This is a genomic window from Alcanivorax borkumensis SK2 (assembly GCF_000009365.1).
Lineage (GTDB): Bacteria > Pseudomonadota > Gammaproteobacteria > Pseudomonadales > Alcanivoracaceae > Alcanivorax > Alcanivorax borkumensis.
In genome coordinates this window covers 2,132,548-2,154,576 of the sequence record NC_008260.1, presented here as the reverse complement: position 1 = coordinate 2,154,576, position 22,029 = coordinate 2,132,548, and the positions used below count along the sequence as shown (strand labels likewise).

Here is a 22,029-nt window from a genome sequence, read left to right as displayed (position 1 = left end):
TGGATCAAGCAGCTTGAAGCTGAACGTCAGCGGGGCATTCCCACAGGCAAGCGCTTACCCGCAACAGCGCCCTATTCAGGGTCTGGAGTGCCGCTGCGACCGCCGGGAAAGGGAGCAGAGCATTCTAAATGAGAGGTATGCCAGCGATAGAACCGCACTTTGCCTGGGGCAAAGAATGCTATCGATGATCGTGTGGGTCCGGGGTCAGATCTTGCATCGTGCATGCCCCGTACAACCGGATGATCACTGATGCACGATTCAAGACCTGACCCCATGACCTAGCGATGACGTTTATATTAGTGACAGCTGGACGGATACTGGCAGCAGCGGTGGTTACACGGTTTATACCAGCGCGGTTGATGGTGCTACGTTAAATGTGTCGGAGCAGATGAATGTCTACCTCGTAACGGACTGATAGCCCAACCTAAAACAGGAGATCGGCGCGAAGCGTCGATCATCCTGTCTTTAAGCTAAACGCCGCCACTGATGACCTTTCCCCTGTAATAAATTGAGGATAGTTATTAGCAACAATGAAGAGCGCCTTTTGCCGAGCAAGAAGTAGGGTAAAAGGTGCTTTTTTTTGATTGCGGTGTGTCCGCCCATCGTTACCAAACCAAAGAGGAAATGGTGAGGCAGCACCATTAGCCTGCAATGCCAATCGTGCCGTTGCTCTAGAACCCAAAAGGGCCTGACCTTGCCGTCAGGCCCTTTTTTTTTGGTATTGAATCGCCGGCCCTAGCACTATGAGGGCGAATTCGCCTTGCCAGAAATTGTCCTGTCTTTACGAAACAGTAAGTTACCGTATTTAGATTTGCTGTAAAGAGCACTTACTGTCTAAGCGGCTGTGATGTAGGCAACGTGATTTTTGATTGCAACTACATGTTCCTGGGCCGTTTTTCACCAGCGCGTAAGTTGAATATGTAAGATATGGCTTACAGAAATTTGTAAGCGTCTGAGATAAAGTGGTTTTTCTCGAAGGTGGACGCAAGAAAGGCCTGTTGAGAGGGGTTTTTATCTGTGGAGTGAGCCACTGATCAGATGAATTTTTTGGAACTCTTGGGCGGGGCTATATCAGGGGTATACAGCAAAGTGTTATATCGTATCTCCAATTAAATTAACTGTTAGATATAAATATAGGGGGTGCTGCTAGTGCACTTGTCTATAGAAGAATTATCAGAACATTTGAGTGTGCCAACTCAAAGAATAAATAACTTGCTTAATATGGCTGGCCTTCTTAATAAGGTTGTGAATCCTCAGCCTCGGTGGGAAGTTTCTTCTTTGGGTATTAAGTACTGTGAGCGTGGTAAGTGGTCTTGTGAAATTATCCCGCTTCTAGAGGACCAGATTGATAGGCAGGAGGAGCGAAATTCAGTACGAATCACCCAGGTTGATACAGATATGTGTGAGCAATGCGGTCAGGTAAAACCGTATTATGAATTCTCCGATAGCCGTAAGCGTCCGGGCGATCTCACGAAATGGTGTAAAGAGTGTCAGCGGAGATATGGTGGCTGGATCTAACAATGCATGGCCGTTCGCGCTTATAGGCACAGGACTCGCTACACGAGCCGCTGCATAGGGGCGTTAGTCATACATAAGAATAGGGATGTACGCGGGGCCAGGGGGTAGGTCTTGCATCGTGCATGCCGGTACACCCGGATGACCACTGATACACGATTCAAGACCTGACCCCATGGCTTTCGTTAGATTTTCTAAAAAATATAATGCCAAGTGATTGTTGATGAATGAAAATGAAATAAAGCTATTGAATAAAGGTGAGCTTCACGTTCATTTAAATGGATTGGTCAGTACTGATGTTGTTCGAGAATTGTTGGAGGAAAACAAATCTGATTTGCCATCTGGATTTGATCTAGAAAGAGATTTGAATATCTTGCAACCCACTGACTCCCTAGCTTCATACTTGAAACCTTGGCAGGTGTTACGGCTTGTGCCTAGAAGTAGGGCCTGTCTAGGCTTAATAGTGGAAAGTGCTTTCCTTAATTTGAAATCTCAGAATGTTAGATTTGTTGAGATTCGTAATAGTGTTATTTACTTGGCATTGCTAAATAACATTTCGGTAGATAGGGCGTTGTCCTGGCTTGTGTCTGAAATCGAACTTGCGTGCGAAAAACACAAAATTATAGCAGGTTTGATTTTGACAGTTTCTAGAGGTGATTGCGCTCCTGAGCACTTACGCTCTCTTTTGAGTGCGTATGAAAATCTAGGTAGGCCAAGCACTGTTGTTGGGCTTGATTTGGCGGGAAATGAAAATATTGAATCTCCAATTGAAACTGGCTCCCTCTTTTTGCATGCAAAAGATAAATATGAACTTAAAGTGACCATTCATGCGGGTGAAACCGGAAGAGTTGAAAATATAACCAGCGCAGTTTATGAATTTGGCGCTGATCGAATTGGTCATGGAACTGCTGCATCAAAATCAGTTGAGGTGATGGATTTGCTAAAGCATAGGGATATATGTGTAGAGGTGTGTCCCATTAGTAACAAGCTGACGAGTGCAGTAAATGAAAGTCAGCCACATCCTGTTGTTGACTTTATTGCTAATGAGGTTCCGTTTGTTATCTGTTCTGACAATCCATCAATACATTTATCTGATCTTACTAAAGACTATATAGAATTTTATCGTGAGACTAGGTCTTCACAGCATCTTCGCGATATGTATAGTCACCAAAAAAAATATTCTTTTATTAAGGGTTTGCATGGAAATTAACTTCGTTACAAAAAATCCTCATAAAGCTCAAGAAGTGAAAGCCATTCTTGGGGATATTGGTGTTTCTATCGTTCATGCGCCTTTGAAAATTCATGAAATACAAGCAGAAGATATTAATCATATAGTCAGGGATAAGGTTTTAAAGGCATTCAATCAGGTCGGGCGTCCTGTTTTTATCGAACATACAGGATTGTATATAGATAGCTTGCAAGGATTTCCTGGTGGTTTAACCCAGGTTTTCTGGGATAAGTTGCAAGCAGAAAAATTTACTGAGCTATTTGGAAGGTTGGAAAATACTTCGGTGACTGCAAAAACTGTAATTGCATTCTGCGATGCAAGAAAAGTACATATATTTGAAGGGAGCGTGAAAGGTAATATTGCACCAGAACCAAGAGGGAATAAAGATTTCCAATGGGATTGTGTGTTTATTCCAGAAAACTTTGAAGAGACGTTTTCCGAGATGGGCGATAAGAAAAATGATATTTCAATGCGTAAGATGGCTTTCGATAATTTTAGAGAGTTTCTTGTGTCGGAGGTTCTGTAATGGATGATCTTGTAGCATCATATCGAGAAAAGAATGTCATTCTATTTGTCGGTGCAGGAGTGTCGAAAAATCTTGGCCTTCCCTCGTGGTCAGAACTTATAGATCATATTGCCGTTGAGTTGGATTATGACCCAGAAATATATAAGTCTTTCGGAAATGACTTGGCTTTAGCTGAATACTATAGGGTAAAAACAGGAAATATTGGTCCTCTCCGTAGTTGGATGGATACTAATTGGCATTCTTCGGATGTGGATTTGCAAGGCTCCGAGATACACAAACTTATTGCGCACTCAAAATTCCCAATGGTATACACCACCAACTATGATAGGTGGCTAGAAAAGTCATATGAGTTGTATGGTAAGAAATATACAAAAATTGCGGGCGTGTCTGATATTGCAAAGATCAAAGATGGCGTAACTCAAGTTATTAAATTTCATGGCGATTTTGACAACGATGAAACTATCGTGCTTGATGAATCTAGTTACTATGAGCGCTTAGAGTTTGAGACCCCTTTAGATATAAAGCTCAGGTCGGATGTTCTAGGGAAATCTGTTCTGTTTATTGGATATAGCCTAACTGATGTGAATCTTAGGTTTTTATTCTACAAGTTGGCTAAATTATGGAAGTCTAATAACGGTGGTGGTGTTCAGCCACGATCATATGTATTCACGCACAGACCAAACCCGATTCAAGAAACAATATTAGACCAGTGGGGTATTAAAATGCTCACATCAAAGGAAAGCGACCCGCAAAAAGCATTATTAGAATTTCTGAAAAAATTTCAATAACAAACTTAAAGGTGCGTCGATTTGGGTTCTCGAAAGAGAGCCCTAGTACTCTATCGTTAAACTCCACAGTATTCCTGTTCTTTAGCTCTCCTCCGCTCAGAATCCGGCTGATCTCGCCAGAACTGACAAAGCTGTAAGTTGATTTTGTAGGCATCGACTTGCTGCTTTGTCTTTTCCCGCTGGCGTTTCTGGTCTTGCCGTTTTTGGTACATGGCTTCTTTGCGGTGCTCTTGGCCTACTTCCATCCAGTAGGCACGTTCAGTCCCTTCCAGTTCCCAGACTCGTTTCCCTTGTGGGGTCATAAAGCAAAGCGCGGAATCGCTATAGCTGCCTTCGCTCTCACAAAGGGCGGTCATCAATGCGGCTTGGGAGACTTTGCGTTGCTCTTCGGCAATGGCTCGTGCGGTCCCGTTAGCGGCTGAGTTTCCGATGGCCTTGCCGATCTCTGTGCTGATATCCGCCTGGGCGAGTGAAATAGTAGCGAGGAGTAGCGTGGCTATTAGGTATTTCATCGTCGGATCTCAGCGGTAGCGGTACTTGTTCTGCATGTGCCTGTCTGTATCACGGCTCATCTTGATGGCCTTTCGTCCTTGTTCCAGCGCCCGTTTTCTTCGTTCACCAGTCATTTGGTATGCGGCTTGATAGCTGCCAGGTGGGCGGTGGCATTCTGCGATTTTCTTTGCGCTTTCGTAGTCTGAGCAAATGGGCTTGAACTTGGCGATGCGCTTTTCAAGCACAGCATCGGCTAGAGCTATATTGGGTAAACCAAAGAGGAGAACGACAGACAGAGCAAGCTGCCAGCCTTGGCATGGTGTGTTCATATCCCTTCCCTGAGATTGAAACGTATTATTTGCTGAACTTTATGAACCGTGTTCAGTCATTATATGCAGATTTTATTCTATTTGAGAACCACCTTTGCGCTGCGCGTTGGGTGATCTCTATTCCCCGCTTTGTCCCTTTAAATTTTTGTTTGCCTCGCCGTACTCCGGGCTGGTTTGCCCGGCTTCTGGTGCTGATCTCTATTGGTAATATACAAACGAAATATACAGCGTAGGCAGCTACGGACAATGCTAGGCAGGGAACAGGAACAGTTCGAAGTCATTAACGACCGCAAGGGTGATTGGCCGCCCGTGATGGATTGCCTCTGTGGGCAACACAACAGGTAGGCAATGAGGCAACCACAAAAAAGGGTTAGAGATTGCTCTCTAACCCTTTTTTGTTTGTTTGGTAGCAAGGGGCGGACTTGAACCGCCGACCCCAGCATTATGAGTGCTGTGCTCTAACCAGCTGAGCTACCTTGCCATTTGAGGCCGCGAATTTTCCGTGAGGGAGAGGCAGGTGTCAAGCACTGCTGGTGTGGGTGGGCAATGTTTAACCAGAAGTTGCCTGTGGGGCGTGGAATCTGCCATAGTTGCGGTGTAAATGAAAATCACTATCATTAAATGATTGGGTTCATTGGCCTTACGGGCAAGAATACTTGACCAAATTGCTCAGGATTACTACTCTCACTCTTAGAATACACGCAAGAAAGGTGTGGATATGCGTTTGACGACTAAAGGCCGCTATGCGGTAACTGCTATGTTGGATCTGGCGCTGCATGCTGCGACGGGGCCGGTGTCGTTGGCGGATATTTCTGAGCGTCAGGGCATTTCCATTTCTTATCTGGAACAGTTGTTTGCCAAGCTGCGTCGCAATGGCCTGGTGAGCAGCGTGCGTGGCCCCGGTGGCGGTTATCAGCTTAGCCGTAATAGTGGGCAGATTGATGTGGCCGCGGTGATTGCGGCGGTGGATGAGTCCGTTGATGCCACGCGCTGTGGCGGCCATGGGGATTGTCAGGAAGGGGATATCTGCCTGACTCACCACCTATGGTGCGATTTGTCTGGCCAGATTCAGGATTTTCTCAGCGGGATTACGCTGGGGGAGCTGGTGGCCCGCCAGGAAGTGAGGCAGGTGGCCCAGCGCCAGGATCGACACCAGCAGCGTTTGCCCGTCAGCAGCCTTTGATTGTGTGCCGGCAGTGCCGGCTTATGTAACCCAATACCAGCCATACGATACCCATCATGAGTAATGCCGTTTATTTGGACTATGCGGCGACCACTCCGGTAGACCCGGCAGTGGTGGACGCTATGGTCTGTCATCTTGGCCCTGAGGGCACCTTTGCCAACCCTGCGTCCCGCAGCCACCTTTATGGTTGGCTGGCGGAGGAAGCCGTGGAGTCCGCCCGTCGCCAGGTGGCTGATTTATTGAATGCCGATCCCCGTGAAGTGGTGTGGACCAGTGGTGCTACAGAGGCCAATAATTTGGCCTTGAAAGGCGTGCTCGATGCCTGTGGAGGCGGCCATGTGATTACGGGTGCGACGGAGCACAAAGCGGTGCTCGATGCCTGTGGCTGGCTGGAGACGAAGGGCCACGCTGTGACCTACCTGAAACCGCAAAGCAATGGCCAGATAAGCCCTGAGAGTGTTGCCGCGGCGCTCCGAGACGACACCGTGCTGGTGAGCGTAATGCATGCCAATAATGAAACCGGTGTGATTAACGATATTGCTGTCATTGGTGGGGTGTGCCGTGAGCGGGGTGTGCTGTTCCATACCGATGCGGCCCAGTCTGTGGGGAAGTTACCCCTAGACGTAAAAAACTTGCCGGTGGATCTGGTGTCAGTGTGTGCTCACAAGGTCTATGGGCCAAAGGGAATAGGGGCTTTGTATGTGCGCCGTTCCCCGGATGTAAAGGTGGCCGCACAAATTCATGGCGGTGGCCATGAGCGGGGCATGCGTTCTGGCACTTTGGCAACCCACCAGATTGTGGGCATGGGTGAAGCTTTTGCTTTGGCTGGCTCTTTGAAGGATGAGGAAGGGCCGCGTATCTGCGCGTTGCGTGATCGGCTGTGGCGTGGCATCGCGGCGCTGGGTGGTGTGAGCGTCAATGGTGAGGGTGCTGCGCGCTTGCCTGGCCATTTAAATGTGGCGTTCGAGGGTGTGGATGGTGAAATGCTGCTCACGGCCATGAATGGGGTGGCGGTGTCTTCAGGGTCCGCTTGTACCTCCGCGTCGCTAGAGCCTTCTTACGTTCTCAAAGCTATGGGCGTGACCGATGCGCTGGCCCATGGGTCGATCCGTTTTTCGGTGGGGCGTTTTACTTCACCGGAGGATATTGAGCGGGCGATAAGCTCGGTGGTTGATGCCGTAAACCGCTTGCGCACGGTATCCGCTTAACGCCCCTGGTGATGTGATTGTCTATGCCGGGCCGGGCTCGACCAGCGCCCCTGTTTTCGGGGGCGATGTTGCGGAGAAGGAAAGAAAGCCTGAGTTCAGGCGGCTAGCCGGGTGGCCTGTTGCTTGATTTTGGCGACCATGGCACGCAGGCCGTTGCCGCGGGTAGGGCTCAGGTGGCTGAGCAAGTCGATACGCTCAAAGAAGGCGTCCATGTCGTAGTCGCGGGCGCCCTCAGGAGATTGCCGATTCAGTGCAGAAAGCACAATGGCGGCTAAGCCTTTAACGATGAGCGCATCGGAATCTACCGCCAAGTACAGAGTGCCAGCGTCGTTGTCGTAATCGGTTTCCAGCCACACTTGGCTTTGGCAGCCGCGTACGAAACGGTCCTCGGTTTTTAAGTCCTCCGGCAGGGCTGGCAGCTGTTTGCCCAGGTCTATGATATAGCGGTAGCGCTCTTCCCAGTCATCCAGAAATTCTAGATCTTCGGCGATATCTTCCGCGGTAATCTCATTGCCAAGCTTAATGCTGCGAATATCAAAATCAGACACGTTGTTGAGCTCCGTGGCCTGACGCTGGATGCCTGATGCCAAAGACTAACCGCTGTCGTGGTTTTGCGCGTCTGGCGTTTGGCGTCCGGGGTCCGGCGTAAACTAAAACATCCCCAGCTCGAGCTGGGCTTCTTCACTGATCATTTCGCGGCTCCAGGGTGGGTCGAACACTAGGGCCACTTCCACCTTGTCTACATTGGGAACCTTGCCCAAGCGGTCTTCCACGTCGCCCACCAGCACTGGGCCCATGCCGCAGTTGGGGGCGGTGAGAGTCATGCGGACCTGCACCACATTTTGTCCGTCTCGTTGAATAACGTCGCAGCCGTAGACCAGGCCCAAGGCCATAATGCTTACCGGAATTTCCGGATCGAAAATGGTTTCCAAGACGGTGTTCAGGTCGTCGTCGCGGACGCTGCCATCGTCATTGGCGGGGGCAAAGTTTAGCTCCAGTGGCTCTTGGCCGATGGCATCCGCATCGGTGCCGTCGATGCGCGCCATATTGCCATTAATGGTAACGGTATAGGTGCCGCCCAGCGCCTGGCGCAGGTTGACGAAGCTGTTCTTGGGAATGGTTATACGGGTGCCGTCCGGTACCTTGCGGGCCGGAACGTCGCGTTGAACCACTACCGTGCGTTGGTCTGCCATTATTTATCCGGGCTACGGGTTAGACGTCGTCGACGGTAAAGCTTTCGCCGCAACCGCATTCGCCGGTGGCGTTGGGATTGCGAAACTTGAACAGGCTGTTGACCCCTTCGGTGACGTAGTCGATAACCAGACCATTCAGCATGGGCAGCCATTTTTCCGGCACGTAGAGGTTTACGCCGTCGATTTTGAACAGTTTGTCACCGTCTTTGGCGCTTTCCACGAAGTCCAGGGTGTACATGAAGCCGGAGCAGCCGGACTCGTCCAGATCCAGACGAATACCGGCGGCACCGGCCCGCTGGATCTCGCGCAGGGCTTGTTGGTTGGCGGCCTCGGTCAGGTGCAGTGTGACCTGGCCGGGGTGGAATGTCTGAACTGTCATGTTGTACCTTCCTTGCGAGCTTGCGAGGAGTGAGTTGCACGTTCAAAGTTTAACGTTGAAAAGGCGCAGGCATGGGCAGAAAACCTTTCCATCATGCGTGTGCGCTATGGGTAATTCTGAGCTGTCGCTGCTGTTTTAGTTTAGCGTCAATACGCGACTACGCTTAAACTTTGAGCTTTCAACGTCCGCTGCATGAATATTTCAGTCAGTGGGGCAATCAGTAGCGCCCTAATTTTCAGAGAAATGTTTTCACTTTCTCTAGTCCTTCGAACAAGCGATCTACCTCTTCCAGAGTATTATAAATCGAGAATGAGGCCCTAACAGTGCCGGGTATGCCTAGGGTATCCATCAGGGGCATGGTGCAGTGGTGGCCGGTGCGTACGGCAATGCCTTGTTTGTCCAGCAGCATGCCCACATCGGCTGGGTGGCCGCCATCCAACAGAAAGGACAGCACACTGACTTTATTGGCGGCGGTACCGATGATTTTCAAGCCGTCGCAGGCTTGGGCCCGCTCTGTGGCATGGGCCAGCAGGGCGTCTTCGTGGGCCGCCAGTGCCGGGCGGTCCTGTTGTCGCAGCCACGCAATGGCGGCGGCCAGGCCGATGGCGCCGGCAATGTTTGGGGTGCCGGCTTCGAATTTGTAGGGCAGCTGGTTCCAGGTGCTTTTTTCGAAGCTCACCGTTTCAATCATTTCGCCGCCGGTCTGGTAGGGCGGCATGGCCTCGAGCTGTTCGCGGCGACCGTAGAGTACGCCTATGCCAGTGGGGCCAAATAACTTGTGGCCGGAAAAGGCGTAGAAATCCACGTCCAGGTCCTGCACGTCCACCGGGAAGTGCGCCACCGCTTGAGCGCCGTCGACCAGGGTAATGGCGCCGGCGGCTTTCGCCTTGGCGACCATCGCTTTTACCGGATTCAGGGTGCCCAGCGCATTGCTGGCATGGCCGATGGCGAAAATCTTTGTTTTGCTGCTGAGTAACTGCTCAAAGGCGGCCTGATTTAGGCTGCAATCATCGTGCAGCGGGATCACTTTCAGGGTGGCGCCGGTGGCGGCGCAGGCCTGTTGCCAAGGCACGATATTGGCGTGGTGCTCACTGGTGCCAATCAGTACTTCGTCGCCCGGCTGCAGGCGCTCACGGGCAACGCACTGGGCCACCATGTTGATGGACTCGGTGGTGCCCTTGGTCCACAAAATTTCTTCGCGGCTGGCGTTGAGGAAATCCGCCACGGTTTGGCGGGCGCCTTCAAACTGGCCGGTGGCCTCGTCGCTCAGATAGTGGGCGCCGCGATGTACGTTGGAGTTCACCGTGCGGTAATAGTTGTCCAGTGCGTTGAGCACTGCTACCGGTTTTTGGGTGGTGGCGCCGTTATCCAAGTACACCAGCGGTTTGCCGTTGACTTGCTGATCCAGAATCGGAAATTGCGCACGCAGGGCCTGAATATCCATCACGCGGCAGACTCTTGCGCCGGCGAGGCGTGGGTCAGTTCGGCTTCCAGCCAGGGGGTGGCCCACTGTGCCACTTTTTCGTGGGGCAGGGTCATCAGCAGTTCGTTAACAAAACCTAGGCTTAGCATGCGCTTGGCTTCGGCTGCCGGGATGCCGCGCGATTGCAGGTAAAATTGCTGCATGGCATCGAGCTGGCCTACGGTGGTGCCGTGGGCACATTTCACGTCATCGTTGTAGATTTCCAGCTCCGGCTTGGTGTTGATCTCCGCGCCGGGGTTGAGCAGCAGGTTCTTGTTGGATAGCCCGGCATTGGTGCCGCTGGCACCGGGGTGGATATGGATGCGGCCGTTGAACACCGCCTTGCCTCTTTCGCCGGCTAGGCCTTTGAAGTTCTGATCCGATTCCCCGTTGGGAACCGCGTGCTCCACGCACATCTGGTTGTCCACGTGGCTGTTATCCCGCACCACGAAGATACCTTTCATGTTTAGCTCGGCGCCGCTCTTGTTCATTAGGGCGCGTACATCGTTGCGGCGCAGGCGGTTGCCGGTCATCAGCTGGTAGCTGTCCACCTTGCTGGCGCCTTGCTGATCAATGATCAGGGTGCCGATATGTATGGTGGATGCCTGTTCGCCTTGCAGCCGGTAGTGGGTCAGCTGCGCGTTGTCGGCGGTGATCAGGGCGGTGACCGCATTGGTCAACGCCTTGCCTTGCGCATGGTAGTGTTCGATCACGGCGGCTTCGGCACCCTGATTGAGTACCACTACCAGGCGGGGGTTGCAGTGTGCAGGAGTATCACTGGCCGCCTGAATTTGTACATGAATGGGCTGCTCGATGCGCGTATTGGCAGCCACAGTAAGCACGATGGGCTGGCTGGCAACGGCGCTGTTATAGAACGCAAAGGGCGTCTGCAGGCCGTTGATGGCGGGGCCATCGTGGGACAAGGTCACGCCGTCGGGCAGGTTGTGGTCGACTAACTTCCCGTTGTTGATGGTCACCACATGCTCAGACAGGGCGGGCAGCGGCGGGTTGATTTCGCCGTCGGCAATGGCGTTGAGGTGGCCATCGGCCAGCGCCTGCAAGGAGGTGTACTTCCAGCTCTCGGTCTTGCGTTCCGGGAAGCTGGCGGCTTGCAGCGCGGCCAAAGCATCGCCTGCGCTGCCGTTACGCTGTGCGTTGGCGAGCGCTTGGGTTTTTAATTCCTGTGCTAGAGAGGAAGCAGAGAGACTCATGCGGATTCCTCTTCTCCGGTAAGCCAGCCGTAACCTTTTTCTTCCAGTTCGAGAGCCAGTTCTTTACCCCCGGATTTGATGATTTGGCCATTGGACAGGACGTGCACGAAGTCCGGCACAATATAGTCCAGCAGGCGTTGATAGTGGGTTACCAGCACGATGCCGCGCTCGGGGCTGCGCAGGGAATTGACGCCCTTGGCCACGGTTTGCAGGGCGTCGATGTCGAGGCCGGAGTCGGTTTCATCGAGCAGCGCCAGTTTCGGTTCCATCAGCAGCATTTGCATGATTTCGTTGCGCTTTTTCTCGCCGCCAGAGAAGCCTTCGTTAACCCCGCGCTTGAGGAAGCTGGCATCGAGATTGACTTGCTTGCAGGCTGCGCGGGCCTGGCGCAGTAGCGTAACCGAATCCCACTCTTCCTTACCTTGGGCGCCGCGCACAGATTCCAGTGCGGCTTTCAGAAATTCCATGTTGGAGACGCCGGGAATTTCCACCGGGTACTGGAAGGCCAGGAACAGGCCAGCCTGGGCGCGTTCTTCCGGTTCTAGGTCTGCCAGGCTTTTGCCTTCGAAAAGGGCTTCACCACCGGTGATTGCGTAATTGTCACGACCCGCCAGCACGTTGGCCAGAGTGGATTTGCCGGAGCCATTGGGGCCCATGATGGCGTGCACTTCACCCGGTTTAACGGTCAGGTTCAGGCCCTTGAGAATCGGCTTGTCCGCCACGGTGGCGTGCAGATCACGAATTTCCAGCATATTTTGATGCGCCTTTCGGTTGGGCTGGGAGGCCAGCCCGGGTTGATTCGGTTTGCGGTGGGCGCCGGCCTGCTCGCGATCCATGATTGGTAAAGGGTGAATCGCTTGCGGGCAAATTCCCACACAGTCATTTTCAGGGTGAGGGCTTAGCCCACTGCGCCTTCTAGGCTAACTTCCAGCAACTTACCCGCTTCCACGGCAAATTCCATGGGCAGCTCCTTGAACACCTCTTTACAGAAGCCGTTCACAATCATGGAAACCGCCTTTTCCGGGTCGATGCCGCGTTGCCGGCACAGGAACATTTGGTCGTCACTCACCTTGGAGGTGGTGGCCTCGTGTTCGATGGTGGCCGTGGGGTTTTTCGACTCGATGTACGGGAAAGTGTGTGCACCGCAGGTGTCACCGAGCAACAGTGAGTCGCACTGGGTGAAGTTACGGGCGTTTTCTGCCCGCGGGCTGATGCGCACTAAGCCACGGTAGCTGTTGCTACTGCGTCCGGCGGAGATGCCCTTGGAAATAATGGTGCTCTTGGTGTTCTTGCCCAAGTGGATCATCTTGGTGCCGGTGTCTGCTTGTTGCATGTGGCGGGTCAGCGCTACGGAGTAAAACTCACCGATGCTGTTGTCGCCACGCAAGATCACGGACGGATACTTCCACGTGATAGCGGAGCCCGTTTCTACCTGGGTCCAGCTAATTTTGCTGTTGTCGTGGGCAATACCGCGCTTGGTCACGAAGTTATAAATGCCGCCTTTGCCGTTCTCATCACCGGGGTACCAATTCTGTACGGTGGAGTACTTGATCTCGGCGCCGGGTAGAGCAACCAGTTCAACCACCGCCGCGTGCAGCTGGTTTTCGTCGCGCTGAGGTGCGGTGCAGCCTTCCAGGTAGCTCACGTAGCTGCCTTCGTCGGCAATGATCAGGGTGCGCTCGAACTGGCCGGTGTTGGCTTCGTTGATGCGGAAATAGGTGGACAGCTCCATGGGGCAGCGTACGCCCTTGGGGATGTAGACGAAGGAGCCGTCAGAGAACACTGCACTGTTCAAGGCGGCATAGAAGTTGTCGCCTTTGGGTACCACGGAGCCCATGTATTTCTGCACCAGCTCCGGGTATTCCTGAATGGCTTCGGAAATAGAGCAGAAAATTACTCCGGCTTCCCACAGCTTCTCTTTGAAGGTGGTGAATACCGAGGAGGAATCGAACACTACGTCTACAGCGACACCGGCCAGCATTTCCTGTTCGTGCAGGGGGATGCCCAGTTTTTCATAGGTGGCGAGTAGCTCTGGGTCCACTTCATCTAGGCTTTTGGGGGCGTCGTCCAAGCTTTTGGGCTTGGAGTAGTAAGACACCTCGTTAAAGTCGATGGGCGGGTGGTGCAGATGCGCCCAGCCCGGTGTGGGCATCTCCTGCCACTTGCGGTAGCTGTCTAGGCGCCACTCAAGCATCCATTCCGGTTCGCCTTTTTTGGCGGACAGAAAACGGATGACTTCCTCGCTCAGCCCAGGGGGCAGGGTCTCGGTGTCCACCGTGGTGGTAAAACCGGCCTCGTAATTGGAGCGAATCAGCTTGTCCAGTTCGGCTTGGCTCATAGATCAGGGCCTGCAGTTGAATACCAGAGTAATTTAGTCGGGTATTATACGCCTTTACAGGGCGCTGTCGAATGAGGGGGCGGTAAGAAAACGGGCGCCCCCGCAACGGCAGGGCATGGGCGCCTCCGACGGGGTCGCAACGGTATCATAATTCGCCCCGCATGCGTATAATGCGCCGGTTCCAAGGGAGGGTGAAACTGGCGGCTTTGGCCGGCCTGCAATCCCTCCTGTCATTGCCCCGGGCAGCCCTTGCTGTAGCCGAGGACCATTTAACGCAAATCTGGAGTGAACTGACTGATGGCTGTTGAGCGCACACTCTCTATCATCAAGCCTGATGCCGTGGCCAAGAACGTGATCGGCGAAATCGTTACCCGTTTCGAAAAGGCTGGCCTGAGCGTGGTTGCCATGAAAATGGTACACCTGAGCGACGAAAAAGCGGGCGGCTTCTATGCTGAGCACAAAGAGCGTCCTTTCTTCAAGGATCTGGTGGGCTTCATGACCAGCGGTCCTGTGGTTGTACAGGTGCTGGAAGGTGAAGATGCGGTTGCCAAAAACCGTGACCTGATGGGTGCTACCAACCCGAAAGAAGCGGAAGCTGGCACTATCCGTGCAGATTTTGCGGAAACTATCGACGCAAACGCGGTCCATGGTTCTGACTCCACCGAGTCTGCTGCCCGCGAAGTGGCCTATTTCTTCTCCGATGAAGAAGTGTGCCCGCGCGCTAGCTAATGTCAGCCAGCGTGCAAGACCAGCCACGGCCTTGGGCCGTGGCTGGCGTTTAAAGGAAACCCGGTTTCCTATTGGAGAATGTTATGACTGCCCAACAGAAGGTGAATCTGCTCGGCCTTTCTCGCCCGCAAATGGAAGAATTCTTCCTGACCATGGGGGAGAAGAAGTTCCGTGCCCAGCAGGTGCTCAAATGGATCCACCACCACCAGGCGGATTCCTTCGAGCAAATGACCGATGTGGGTAAGGCATTGCGCCAGAAATTGTCCGAGGTCGCGGAAATACGCGGCCCGAAGGTAACCCACGAGAGTATTAGCCGTGACGGCACCCGCAAATGGGTGTTCGAAATGGATAACGGCGGTGCCGTGGAAACCGTTTTTATTCCCGATGGCCGGCGCGGCACCTTGTGTGTGTCATCCCAGGTGGGCTGTGCAGTGGACTGCAGCTTCTGTTCCACCGGTAAGCAGGGCTTTCAGCGCGACATGACCAGCGCCGAGATCATCGGCCAGGTGTGGCAGGCTAGCCGCGCCTTTGGCCCGCGCCGTAATTTGGGCCAGCATCCGATTACCAATGTGGTGATGATGGGCATGGGTGAGCCCCTGCTTAATTACGACAAGGTGCTTACGGCCATGCGGATCATGAAAGATGATCTAGGTTACGGTATTGGCAAAAAACGCATCACCGTGTCCACTTCCGGGGTGATTCCGAAAATGAATCAGCTTAGTGAAGATCTGGACGTGTCATTGGCGGTGAGCCTGCACGCACCCAATGACGAGCTGCGTAATCAGCTGGTGCCATTGAATCGTAAGTACCCGCTAAAAGACCTGATGGCGGCGTGCAAGCGTTACAGCAAGAATATCACCCATCGTCATAACACCATCACCATGGAATATGTGATGTTGCGGGATGTGAACGACAAGCCGGAACACGCTCGCCAGTTAGTTAAACTGCTTAACGGCATCCCCGTGAAGGTGAACTTGATACCGTTTAATCCGTTCCCGCATGCGGGTTATGAGCGGTCACGTAAAAACGATATTTTGGAATTCCACAAATATTTGAATGACAACGGGGTGATGACCACAGTGAGGACAACCCGCGGTGATGATATTGATGCCGCTTGTGGTCAGTTGGTGGGGCAGGTGAAGGATCGTACCCGGCGCAGTGAGCGCTGGAAGGAATCTATTTTTCATCGCACTGAACAAACAGATGACAATACAGCGCAGACCCAATGAGACGTTTTTTTCAGGTTATTTTCATCCTGTCTCTTGCAGGGGCTTTTGCCGCCGGGTGTGTCACGGTGGACGATGGCCCAAAAGTAAAAGTGGATGAAGCGGTTAATAGCCGCGTGGCAGCCGGGTTGCAGTATTTGCAGCAGGGCAGCCCGTCGGAAGCTCGCCGTCATTTTTCGCGCGCGTTGAATCTGGATGATGACAGTGCCGTCGCGCATAATGCCATGGCATTGCTCTACAAATATGAGCAGGACCCTACCAATGAAGAGTACCATTACCGCAAAGCACTGAATGCGGACCGCCATTACTCCCCGGCACTGAATAACTACGGCACCTTGCTGTACGGTCGTGGTGAGTACAAAGAAGCACTCAAACATTTCAAAAAAGCCGCCAACGATCCGTCCTATGAGGGCCGAGGCAGCGCCTGGGAAAACATGGGTCGTTGTTACCAACGATTAGGAAACAGCGAGGACGCCCGCAGTGCCTATGTTAAGGCCCTGCGCCTGAACCCCCGTTCTGTTCAGCCCAGCCTAGCGCTGGCGCAATTGTATTTTGACGAAGGCCGTAGCCGCCTAGCATGGGATTATTACCAGCAATATGTGCAGCGCACGGGCCGTCAGAGTGCCCGCGCCCTGTGGCTGGGTATTCAACTGTCCAATTCGTTGGGCTACCGCAACCAGCAATCCAGCTATGAGCTGGCCCTGGATAATCTTTACCGCCGCTCTGGCGAGTACCGTCAGTGGCAGCAATGGAAAGCTGAGCAAGCAAAAGGAGCGCAGCAATGAGCGATGACATGGTGGTATTACCCGGCGAACGTTGTCGCAGAGCCCGTGAGGCCCAGGGTATGACTCAGACTGAGGCGGCCCAGCGCTTGCACTTGTCTCTGACCTATCTGCAGAGCTTGGATGCTGACGATTATGAGCGTTTGCCGGAAGCCACCTTCGTGAAGGGCTACCTGCGTAACTACGCACGGTTGCTTGGGCTGCCGGCGGAAGAAATCGCCGGTACCTTCCAGCAAATGGTTAATGAGGATGCGCTAGATAAGCCCCTGCTGCTGCCGTCTATTGCGCCACCGCCTGCGGCGTGGCTCAAACCGCTGCTGATTGCCCTGGCGTTGGTAGTGCTGGTTTCCTTGCTATGGGCGTTCTGGCCTAGCAAAGGTGAATTGCCTGCGCTGCCTGACAAGGTTCAGGAAATGAGCCAGCAGAGTGAAGCCGAAGCAGACGCCAGTAATAACGACATGGGTGTTCAGCGCCAGGCCCAATTTGATGACGAAATGGCGGGTGTGACCCAGGGTGCAAGCCTTAACGGTACCGATGCTACTGACGAGGGTAGGCCGCAGGCGGCTGCTGAGTCGATCTCTGACATTACCACTGAAGACGTGGGAAACGATGACGGCCAGCTCCAGAATAATGATGACGTTTCATCCATGCTGGCGGCCAATGGTCTGGATCGCCTGTCACTCAGTTTTACCAGTAACTGCTGGATTAAAGTGACCGATGCCAACGGCCGCACTTTGCGCCAAGGCGAACAATCTGGTGGCGCCTCTCTGATGTTGGATGGCAAAGCGCCGTTCAACCTGACTCTCGGCAACGCTGGGGCGGTGGATGAGTTGCTGGTTAACGGTAAAGCTGTCACCTTGCCGACGGATTCCCCCGGTAAAGTTGTGCGGATCTCCGTTCCCTGATTCGCGAGGGTAGAAAACACCATGGAACCGGAAGTTAAGATTGAACGTCGTAAAACCCGCCAAGTCATGGTGGGCAATGTCCCTGTCGGTGGCGATGCCCCGATCTCCGTACAAAGCATGACCAATTCTGAAACCTGTGATGTAGATGCCACTGTCGGCCAAATCCGCCGGTTGCAAGATGCCGGTGTGGATATCGTGCGTGTTTCGGTGCCTTCCATGGAGGCCGCCGAGGCTTTCGGCAAAATTCGCAAGCAGGTGGATGTGCCGCTGGTGGCGGATATCCATTACGATTACAAAATTGCTTTAGCTGTCGCTGAGCAGGGCGTGGACTGCCTGCGTATCAACCCTGGCAATATTGGCCGAGAAGACCGTATCAAGGCCGTGATTCAATGCGCCAAAGACAAAGGCTTGCCGATTCGTATCGGTGTGAATGCCGGCTCCTTGGAAAAAGAATTGCAACGCAAATACGGCGAGCCCACCTCTGATGCATTGGTGGAATCGGCCTTGCGTCATGCGGACATCCTCGACCGTTACGATTTCCAAAATTTTAAAGTTAGCGTTAAGGCGTCCAATGTATTTATGACGCTGCAGGCCTACCGCAAGCTTTCCTCTCAGCTAGAACAGCCGTTGCACTTGGGGGTTACCGAAGCGGGAACCTTCCGTTCTGGCACGGTGAAGTCTGCCGTGGCGCTAGGCGCGCTACTGATGGAAGGCATTGGCGACACTATTCGTGTTTCTCTGGCGGCGGACCCGGTAGAAGAAGTACGCGTTGGTTTCGATATTCTGAAAAGCCTGAACCTGCGCAAAAAAGGCGTGAACATCATTGCCTGCCCTAGCTGTTCACGGCAAAACTTTGATGTGATCAAAACCGTGAACGAGCTGGAAGCGCGTCTGGAAGACATCAATGAATCCGTCGACCTGGCGGTGATTGGCTGTTTGGTAAATGGCCCCGGCGAAGCCCGTGAAGTGGATGTGGGGCTCACCGGCGGCACGCCCAATAATTTAGCCTACCGTGACGGTGAAAAAAGCCACCACATTACCGCTGACGATCTGGTCGACGAGCTTGAGCGAATGGTGCGCGCCAAGGTCAAGAAACAGCGCGAAGACGAAGAAAAAGGCATTATCGCCCGTAGTGAATAGAAGGCGAGGGATCCAGTGGGCCGGGCGTGATGGGTTTGCGTCTGGTGCTTGGTGTCCAGCGTTCTGCGTTTTTTAAGGAATTGCAGTGAGTAAGAAAATCACGTCTATCCGTGGGATGAACGATATCCTGCCGGAACAGACCGGCCTGTGGCAGTGGCTGGAAGCAAAAGTGGGTGCGGTGCTGGCCAGCTATGGTTACCAGGAAATCCGCATGCCGATTGTGGAGCAGACCGACCTGTTCAAGCGCAGTATCGGTGAAGTTACGGATATCGTCGAAAAGGAAATGTACACCTTCGACGACCGCAACGGTGACAGCTTAACCCTGCGTCCAGAAGGTACCGCCAGTTGCGTACGCGCTTGTGAACAGCATGGTCTGTTGTACAACCAGACCCAGCGCTTGTGGTACGCCGGGCCCATGTTTCGCCACGAACGCCCTCAGGCGGGCCGCTATCGCCAATTCCACCAGATCGGTGTAGAAACCTTTGGTATGACAGGGCCAGATATTGATGCGGAAGTCATCCTGCTTACCGCACGCCTGTGGAAAGCTTTGGGGCTGGAAGACAAGGTGGTCTTGGAACTGAATTCCTTGGGCGACAGTGCTGACCGGGCTCGTTATCGTGATGCTCTTGTGGATTATCTGAAGGCCCATTTTGACGACTTGGATGGGGACTCGCAGAAGCGCTTGGAGCGTAGCCCGCTGCGTGTCTTGGATAGTAAAGACACGGGCACTCGCGAGGTGCTCAAAGGCGCGCCGCAGCTGGCGGATTATTTGAATGATGAGGCGGTGGCCCATTTTGAAGGGCTGAAAGCCTTGCTAGATGCCAGTGGCATTGCTTATAAGGTGAACCCGTATTTGGTACGCGGGCTCGATTATTATGGCAAAACTGTTTTCGAATGGGTGACCGATGCGTTAGGCGCACAGGGCACAGTATGCGCCGGTGGTCGCTACGATGGCCTAGTGGAGCAGCTGGGTGGCAAACCGACCCCAGCAGTGGGTTTCGCCATGGGGATCGAGCGGTTGATTTTGCTTATCGAGCAGGAAAGACCGGAACTGTCAGCGCCGGTGGACGTCTATGTGATGGCTATGGGGGATGTGCTGGCTCCGACCATGGCGTTGTCCGAACATCTTCGTGATGCTTTGCCCGGTCGTGCAATTCAGTTGCACTGTGGTGGCGGCAGCTTCAAAAGCCAGATGAAAAAAGCCGATCGCAGTGGTGCTGCGGTGGGCTTGATTATGGGTGAAGATGAATTGGCCAGTGGCGTGGTGACGGTGAAGCCACTGCGCGGTCAGGGCGAACAGGTGCAGGTTGCTCAGGGCGATGTGGCCAATGCGGTGACATCGTTTCTTGAATAATAGAGTGTTCTGAACGAGACAACAGACGAGTTTAAAGTTTAAAGTTTAAACGAGATCAAGATATTGCCATCCGGAAAGGATTTCTCCGCACTCTTGAGCTTTAAACTTTCAACTCGACAAACAACGACCCGAACCAACCTCGGGATATAAATACGAAAGGAGAGCAGGGTGGCAGATTACATGCGCGATGAAGAAGAACAGGCAGAGCTGCTAAAAGAGTGGTGGCAAAAGAACGGTACGGCCACGATTATTACCGTGGTGTTAGCTGTAGCCGCTCTGATTGGTTGGCGTGAATGGCAAGACCACCAAGGCGAACAGTCCGCCGAAGCCTCCAAACACTATCAGGTGATGGTCGAAGCGCTGACTGCACAGGAAGTGGATGAAGCGACAGTGAACCAGAAGGCTGAAGCGTTGAAAGAAAATTTCCCCGGCAGTGCCTACGCCAACTACGCCAATTTGGCGCAGGCTCGTTTGGCGGTGCAAGCGGGTGATTATGAAAGCGCTGCATCTCTACTGCAGAGCGTGGTTGATGATGGCGCTACAGATGCGCTGATTTACACCGCCCGCCTACGCTTGGTACGTGTGTTGTTGCAGCAAGAAGCCTATGACAAGGCCGCCGCCGAGCTGGATAATAGTTTCCCGAGCGCCTTCAATGGCATGGCTCTGGAGCTGCGTGGTGACTTGGCGAAGGCCCGTGGCGATCATCAAGCTGCCACGGATGCCTATACCCAGGCGCTGGAAACCCTGCAGGATAACGGTGAAAAAGACCGTGTGCAGATGAAACTGGACGACCTGAAGAGCTAAATGAAATATTTCCTTCTCCCCCTCGCACTGACCGGCCTGTTGTTGACCGGTTGTAGCTCCAACCCGAATGCCATTGAGCCCAATGACTTGCCGGATTTTGATGCCAGCTACAAGGTAAAACGGCTCTGGAAGGAGGGCGTGGGTGACGGGGTGGAAGAAAGCCAGTTAACCCTGCGCCCGGCGGTGACCCAGCAACAGGTGTTTGCCGGTGATGTGTTCGGTGAGGTGTATGCCGTTAGCCGCGATAAGGGCAAGCGCCAGTGGCGGGTTAAAACCGGCGATCGCATTGGTGGTGGCTTCTACGCCGGTTACGGCATGGTGCTTTACGGTACACGCGAGGGTATGGCTGTAGCTCTGTCCATGGATAATGGTGAGGAGCTGTGGCGAACCCGACTTTCTGGTGAAGCGCTGGCAATTCCTGCCAGCAACGGCGCTATTGCTGTGTTTCAGACTCAAGACGGCCATGTGACGGCGCTGGATGCTAGCACGGGTGAGAAAATGTGGGATTACGAAACCGTGGTGCCCACTCTGACCCTGCGTGGGCTGGCCCAACCCGCCATTGTCGATGGCCGTGTGTATGCCGGTTTCGCCAATGCCAAGCTAGCGGCTCTGGACGCTGAAACCGGTGTGCCCGTATGGGAGCAACGCATTGCTGAACCTACCGGGCGTTCTGAACTCGACCGTCTTACTGATGTGGACGGGAACTTGATCGTGGAAGGCGGCGGCGTTTTCGCGGTGGCGTTTCAAGGCAAGGTAGGTGTGGCGGACCAGGTTAATGGCCGGCAATACTGGGCTAAGGAAATGTCCAGCGCTCAGGTGATCAGTGCAAGCGGTGGCCGTTTGTTTGTGGCCGATGACAATGGTGTGGTGTGGTCTGTGGACCAGCGCACCGGCAGTATCATTTGGAAGCAAGACAAACTTTATGGGCGCCGGCTCACTGGCACAGCGGTTCAGGGAGAGCTGGTCGCAGTGGGTGATTTTGAAGGTTATCTGCACTGGATGAATACAGATGACGGCACCCTGCTAGCACGCAAGCGGCATGACCGTGATGGCTTTGCTGGCACCCCGGTTAGCTTTGACGATACCCTTTATGTGCTGAGTTATGACGGTAAGCTTGCGGCTTATGGATTGCGTCAAAAGTAACCCGTGCATTTAGTTTACCTTTGAAAAATCTGCGTGCTGCGCAGATTTTTTCGTTTGGCGCCGCCTTTGGCGTTACCATAGCGCCGTTGAAACC

General features: G+C 53.4%; 22 protein-coding genes and 1 tRNA gene. 13 read left to right on the top strand and 10 right to left on the bottom strand.

The genetic code is table 11. The annotated features are described in order from the left end of the window. Window positions 1–1,738 precede the first annotated feature (1,738 nt). The 3 genes from ABO_RS14270 to ABO_RS09660 are packed head-to-tail and all read left to right on the top strand — an operon-like array spanning window position 1,739 to window position 4,057. Window positions 1,739–2,725 carry an adenosine deaminase gene (locus ABO_RS14270; protein WP_148201447.1) on the top strand — a complete coding sequence of 329 codons (987 nt, stop codon included), beginning with the start codon at window positions 1,739–1,741 and terminating at the stop codon, window positions 2,723–2,725. Next, window positions 2,715–3,269: a non-canonical purine NTP pyrophosphatase gene (locus tag ABO_RS09665; RefSeq protein WP_011589156.1), complete on the top strand. Its 555-nt coding sequence runs from the start codon at window positions 2,715–2,717 to the stop codon at window positions 3,267–3,269. Before ABO_RS14270 ends, ABO_RS09665 begins: the two co-directional genes overlap by 11 nt. Further along, window positions 3,269–4,057: an SIR2 family NAD-dependent protein deacylase gene (locus ABO_RS09660; RefSeq protein ID WP_011589155.1), complete on the top strand. Its 789-nt coding sequence runs from the start codon at window positions 3,269–3,271 to the stop codon at window positions 4,055–4,057. Before ABO_RS09665 ends, ABO_RS09660 begins: the two co-directional genes overlap by 1 nt. Before the next feature lie 56 nt (window positions 4,058–4,113). Here ABO_RS09660 and ABO_RS09655 read toward each other — a convergent pair whose 3' ends face one another. The 3 genes from ABO_RS09655 to ABO_RS09645 all read right to left on the bottom strand — a co-directional run bounded on the left by ABO_RS09655 (window position 4,114) and on the right by ABO_RS09645 (window position 5,359). After that, window positions 4,114–4,569, bottom strand: a complete 456-nt coding sequence (locus ABO_RS09655; RefSeq protein WP_011589154.1) for a hypothetical protein — start codon at window positions 4,567–4,569, stop codon at window positions 4,114–4,116. Window positions 4,570–4,578: 9 nt separating this feature from the next. Then, window positions 4,579–4,878, bottom strand: coding sequence for a hypothetical protein (locus ABO_RS09650; protein ID WP_011589153.1), 300 nt, complete (start codon window positions 4,876–4,878; stop codon window positions 4,579–4,581). A 404-nt stretch (window positions 4,879–5,282) separates the two neighbouring features. Next, a tRNA-Met gene (locus ABO_RS09645) sits at window positions 5,283–5,359 on the bottom strand. A 237-nt stretch (window positions 5,360–5,596) separates the two neighbouring features. Here ABO_RS09645 and iscR point away from each other — a divergent pair. Together iscR and ABO_RS09635 are read left to right on the top strand one after the other, a co-directional pair. After that, window positions 5,597–6,061, top strand: a complete 465-nt coding sequence (gene iscR / locus ABO_RS09640) for a Fe-S cluster assembly transcriptional regulator IscR (protein WP_011589152.1) — start codon at window positions 5,597–5,599, stop codon at window positions 6,059–6,061. Between the two features lie 56 nt (window positions 6,062–6,117). Next, window positions 6,118–7,269 carry an IscS subfamily cysteine desulfurase gene (locus tag ABO_RS09635; protein WP_011589151.1) on the top strand — a complete coding sequence of 384 codons (1,152 nt, stop codon included), beginning with the start codon at window positions 6,118–6,120 and terminating at the stop codon, window positions 7,267–7,269. A 95-nt stretch (window positions 7,270–7,364) separates the two neighbouring features. On the opposite strand, the gene ABO_RS09630 is transcribed toward ABO_RS09635, so the two are convergent. The 7 genes from ABO_RS09630 to sufB all read right to left on the bottom strand — a co-directional run bounded on the left by ABO_RS09630 (window position 7,365) and on the right by sufB (window position 13,852). Then, on the bottom strand, window positions 7,365–7,817 hold the full coding sequence (locus ABO_RS09630) for a SufE family protein (RefSeq protein ID WP_011589150.1): 453 nt from the start codon (window positions 7,815–7,817) through the stop codon (window positions 7,365–7,367). Window positions 7,818–7,919: 102 nt separating this feature from the next. After that, window positions 7,920–8,462, bottom strand: coding sequence for a putative Fe-S cluster assembly protein SufT (gene sufT / locus ABO_RS09625; protein ID WP_011589149.1), 543 nt, complete (start codon window positions 8,460–8,462; stop codon window positions 7,920–7,922). Window positions 8,463–8,481: 19 nt separating this feature from the next. Then, on the bottom strand, window positions 8,482–8,841 hold the full coding sequence (locus ABO_RS09620) for a HesB/IscA family protein (RefSeq protein WP_011589148.1): 360 nt from the start codon (window positions 8,839–8,841) through the stop codon (window positions 8,482–8,484). 235 nt (window positions 8,842–9,076) lie between these two features. Beyond that, window positions 9,077–10,285, bottom strand: coding sequence for an aminotransferase class V-fold PLP-dependent enzyme (locus tag ABO_RS09615; RefSeq protein ID WP_011589147.1), 1,209 nt, complete (start codon window positions 10,283–10,285; stop codon window positions 9,077–9,079). Continuing rightward, complete coding sequence (sufD, locus tag ABO_RS09610) at window positions 10,285–11,514, bottom strand: Fe-S cluster assembly protein SufD (RefSeq protein WP_011589146.1); 1,230 nt, start codon at window positions 11,512–11,514, stop codon at window positions 10,285–10,287. Before sufD ends, ABO_RS09615 begins: the two co-directional genes overlap by 1 nt. Then, entirely contained in the window at window positions 11,511–12,266 is a 756-nt protein-coding gene (gene sufC / locus ABO_RS09605) for a Fe-S cluster assembly ATPase SufC (RefSeq protein WP_011589145.1), read from the bottom strand. The genes sufD and sufC overlap by 4 nt, the downstream gene beginning before the upstream one ends. Window positions 12,267–12,412: 146 nt before the next feature. Next, window positions 12,413–13,852: a Fe-S cluster assembly protein SufB gene (gene sufB / locus ABO_RS09600; protein ID WP_011589144.1), complete on the bottom strand. Its 1,440-nt coding sequence runs from the start codon at window positions 13,850–13,852 to the stop codon at window positions 12,413–12,415. Between the two features lie 297 nt (window positions 13,853–14,149). Here sufB and ndk point away from each other — a divergent pair, with 297 nt between their 5' ends. From ndk to bamB, 8 genes are all read left to right on the top strand, one after another. After that, window positions 14,150–14,581: a nucleoside-diphosphate kinase gene (gene ndk / locus ABO_RS09595; RefSeq protein ID WP_011589143.1), complete on the top strand. Its 432-nt coding sequence runs from the start codon at window positions 14,150–14,152 to the stop codon at window positions 14,579–14,581. An 83-nt stretch (window positions 14,582–14,664) separates the two neighbouring features. Then, window positions 14,665–15,810 (top strand): 23S rRNA (adenine(2503)-C(2))-methyltransferase RlmN, encoded by a 1,146-nt coding sequence (rlmN, locus tag ABO_RS09590; RefSeq protein WP_011589142.1) that lies wholly within the window; start codon window positions 14,665–14,667, stop codon window positions 15,808–15,810. Further along, window positions 15,807–16,592 carry a type IV pilus biogenesis/stability protein PilW gene (gene pilW, locus ABO_RS09585; protein ID WP_011589141.1) on the top strand — a complete coding sequence of 262 codons (786 nt, stop codon included), beginning with the start codon at window positions 15,807–15,809 and terminating at the stop codon, window positions 16,590–16,592. Before rlmN ends, pilW begins: the two co-directional genes overlap by 4 nt. Then, window positions 16,589–17,494: a RodZ domain-containing protein gene (locus tag ABO_RS09580; protein ID WP_011589140.1), complete on the top strand. Its 906-nt coding sequence runs from the start codon at window positions 16,589–16,591 to the stop codon at window positions 17,492–17,494. The genes pilW and ABO_RS09580 overlap by 4 nt, the downstream gene beginning before the upstream one ends. Before the next feature lie 21 nt (window positions 17,495–17,515). Continuing rightward, entirely contained in the window at window positions 17,516–18,634 is a 1,119-nt protein-coding gene (ispG, locus tag ABO_RS09575) for a flavodoxin-dependent (E)-4-hydroxy-3-methylbut-2-enyl-diphosphate synthase (protein WP_011589139.1), read from the top strand. Between the two features lie 85 nt (window positions 18,635–18,719). Then, complete coding sequence (hisS, locus tag ABO_RS09570) at window positions 18,720–19,988, top strand: histidine--tRNA ligase (RefSeq protein ID WP_011589138.1); 1,269 nt, start codon at window positions 18,720–18,722, stop codon at window positions 19,986–19,988. A gap of 168 nt (window positions 19,989–20,156) precedes the next feature. Then, complete coding sequence (locus ABO_RS09565; protein ID WP_101235030.1) at window positions 20,157–20,792, top strand: YfgM family protein; 636 nt, start codon at window positions 20,157–20,159, stop codon at window positions 20,790–20,792. Further along, the gene (bamB, locus tag ABO_RS09560; RefSeq protein WP_011589136.1) at window positions 20,793–21,935 is read left to right on the top strand and encodes an outer membrane protein assembly factor BamB; all 1,143 of its coding nucleotides are present in this window, start codon (window positions 20,793–20,795) and stop codon (window positions 21,933–21,935) included. The last annotated feature ends 94 nt before the right edge of the window (window positions 21,936–22,029 follow it).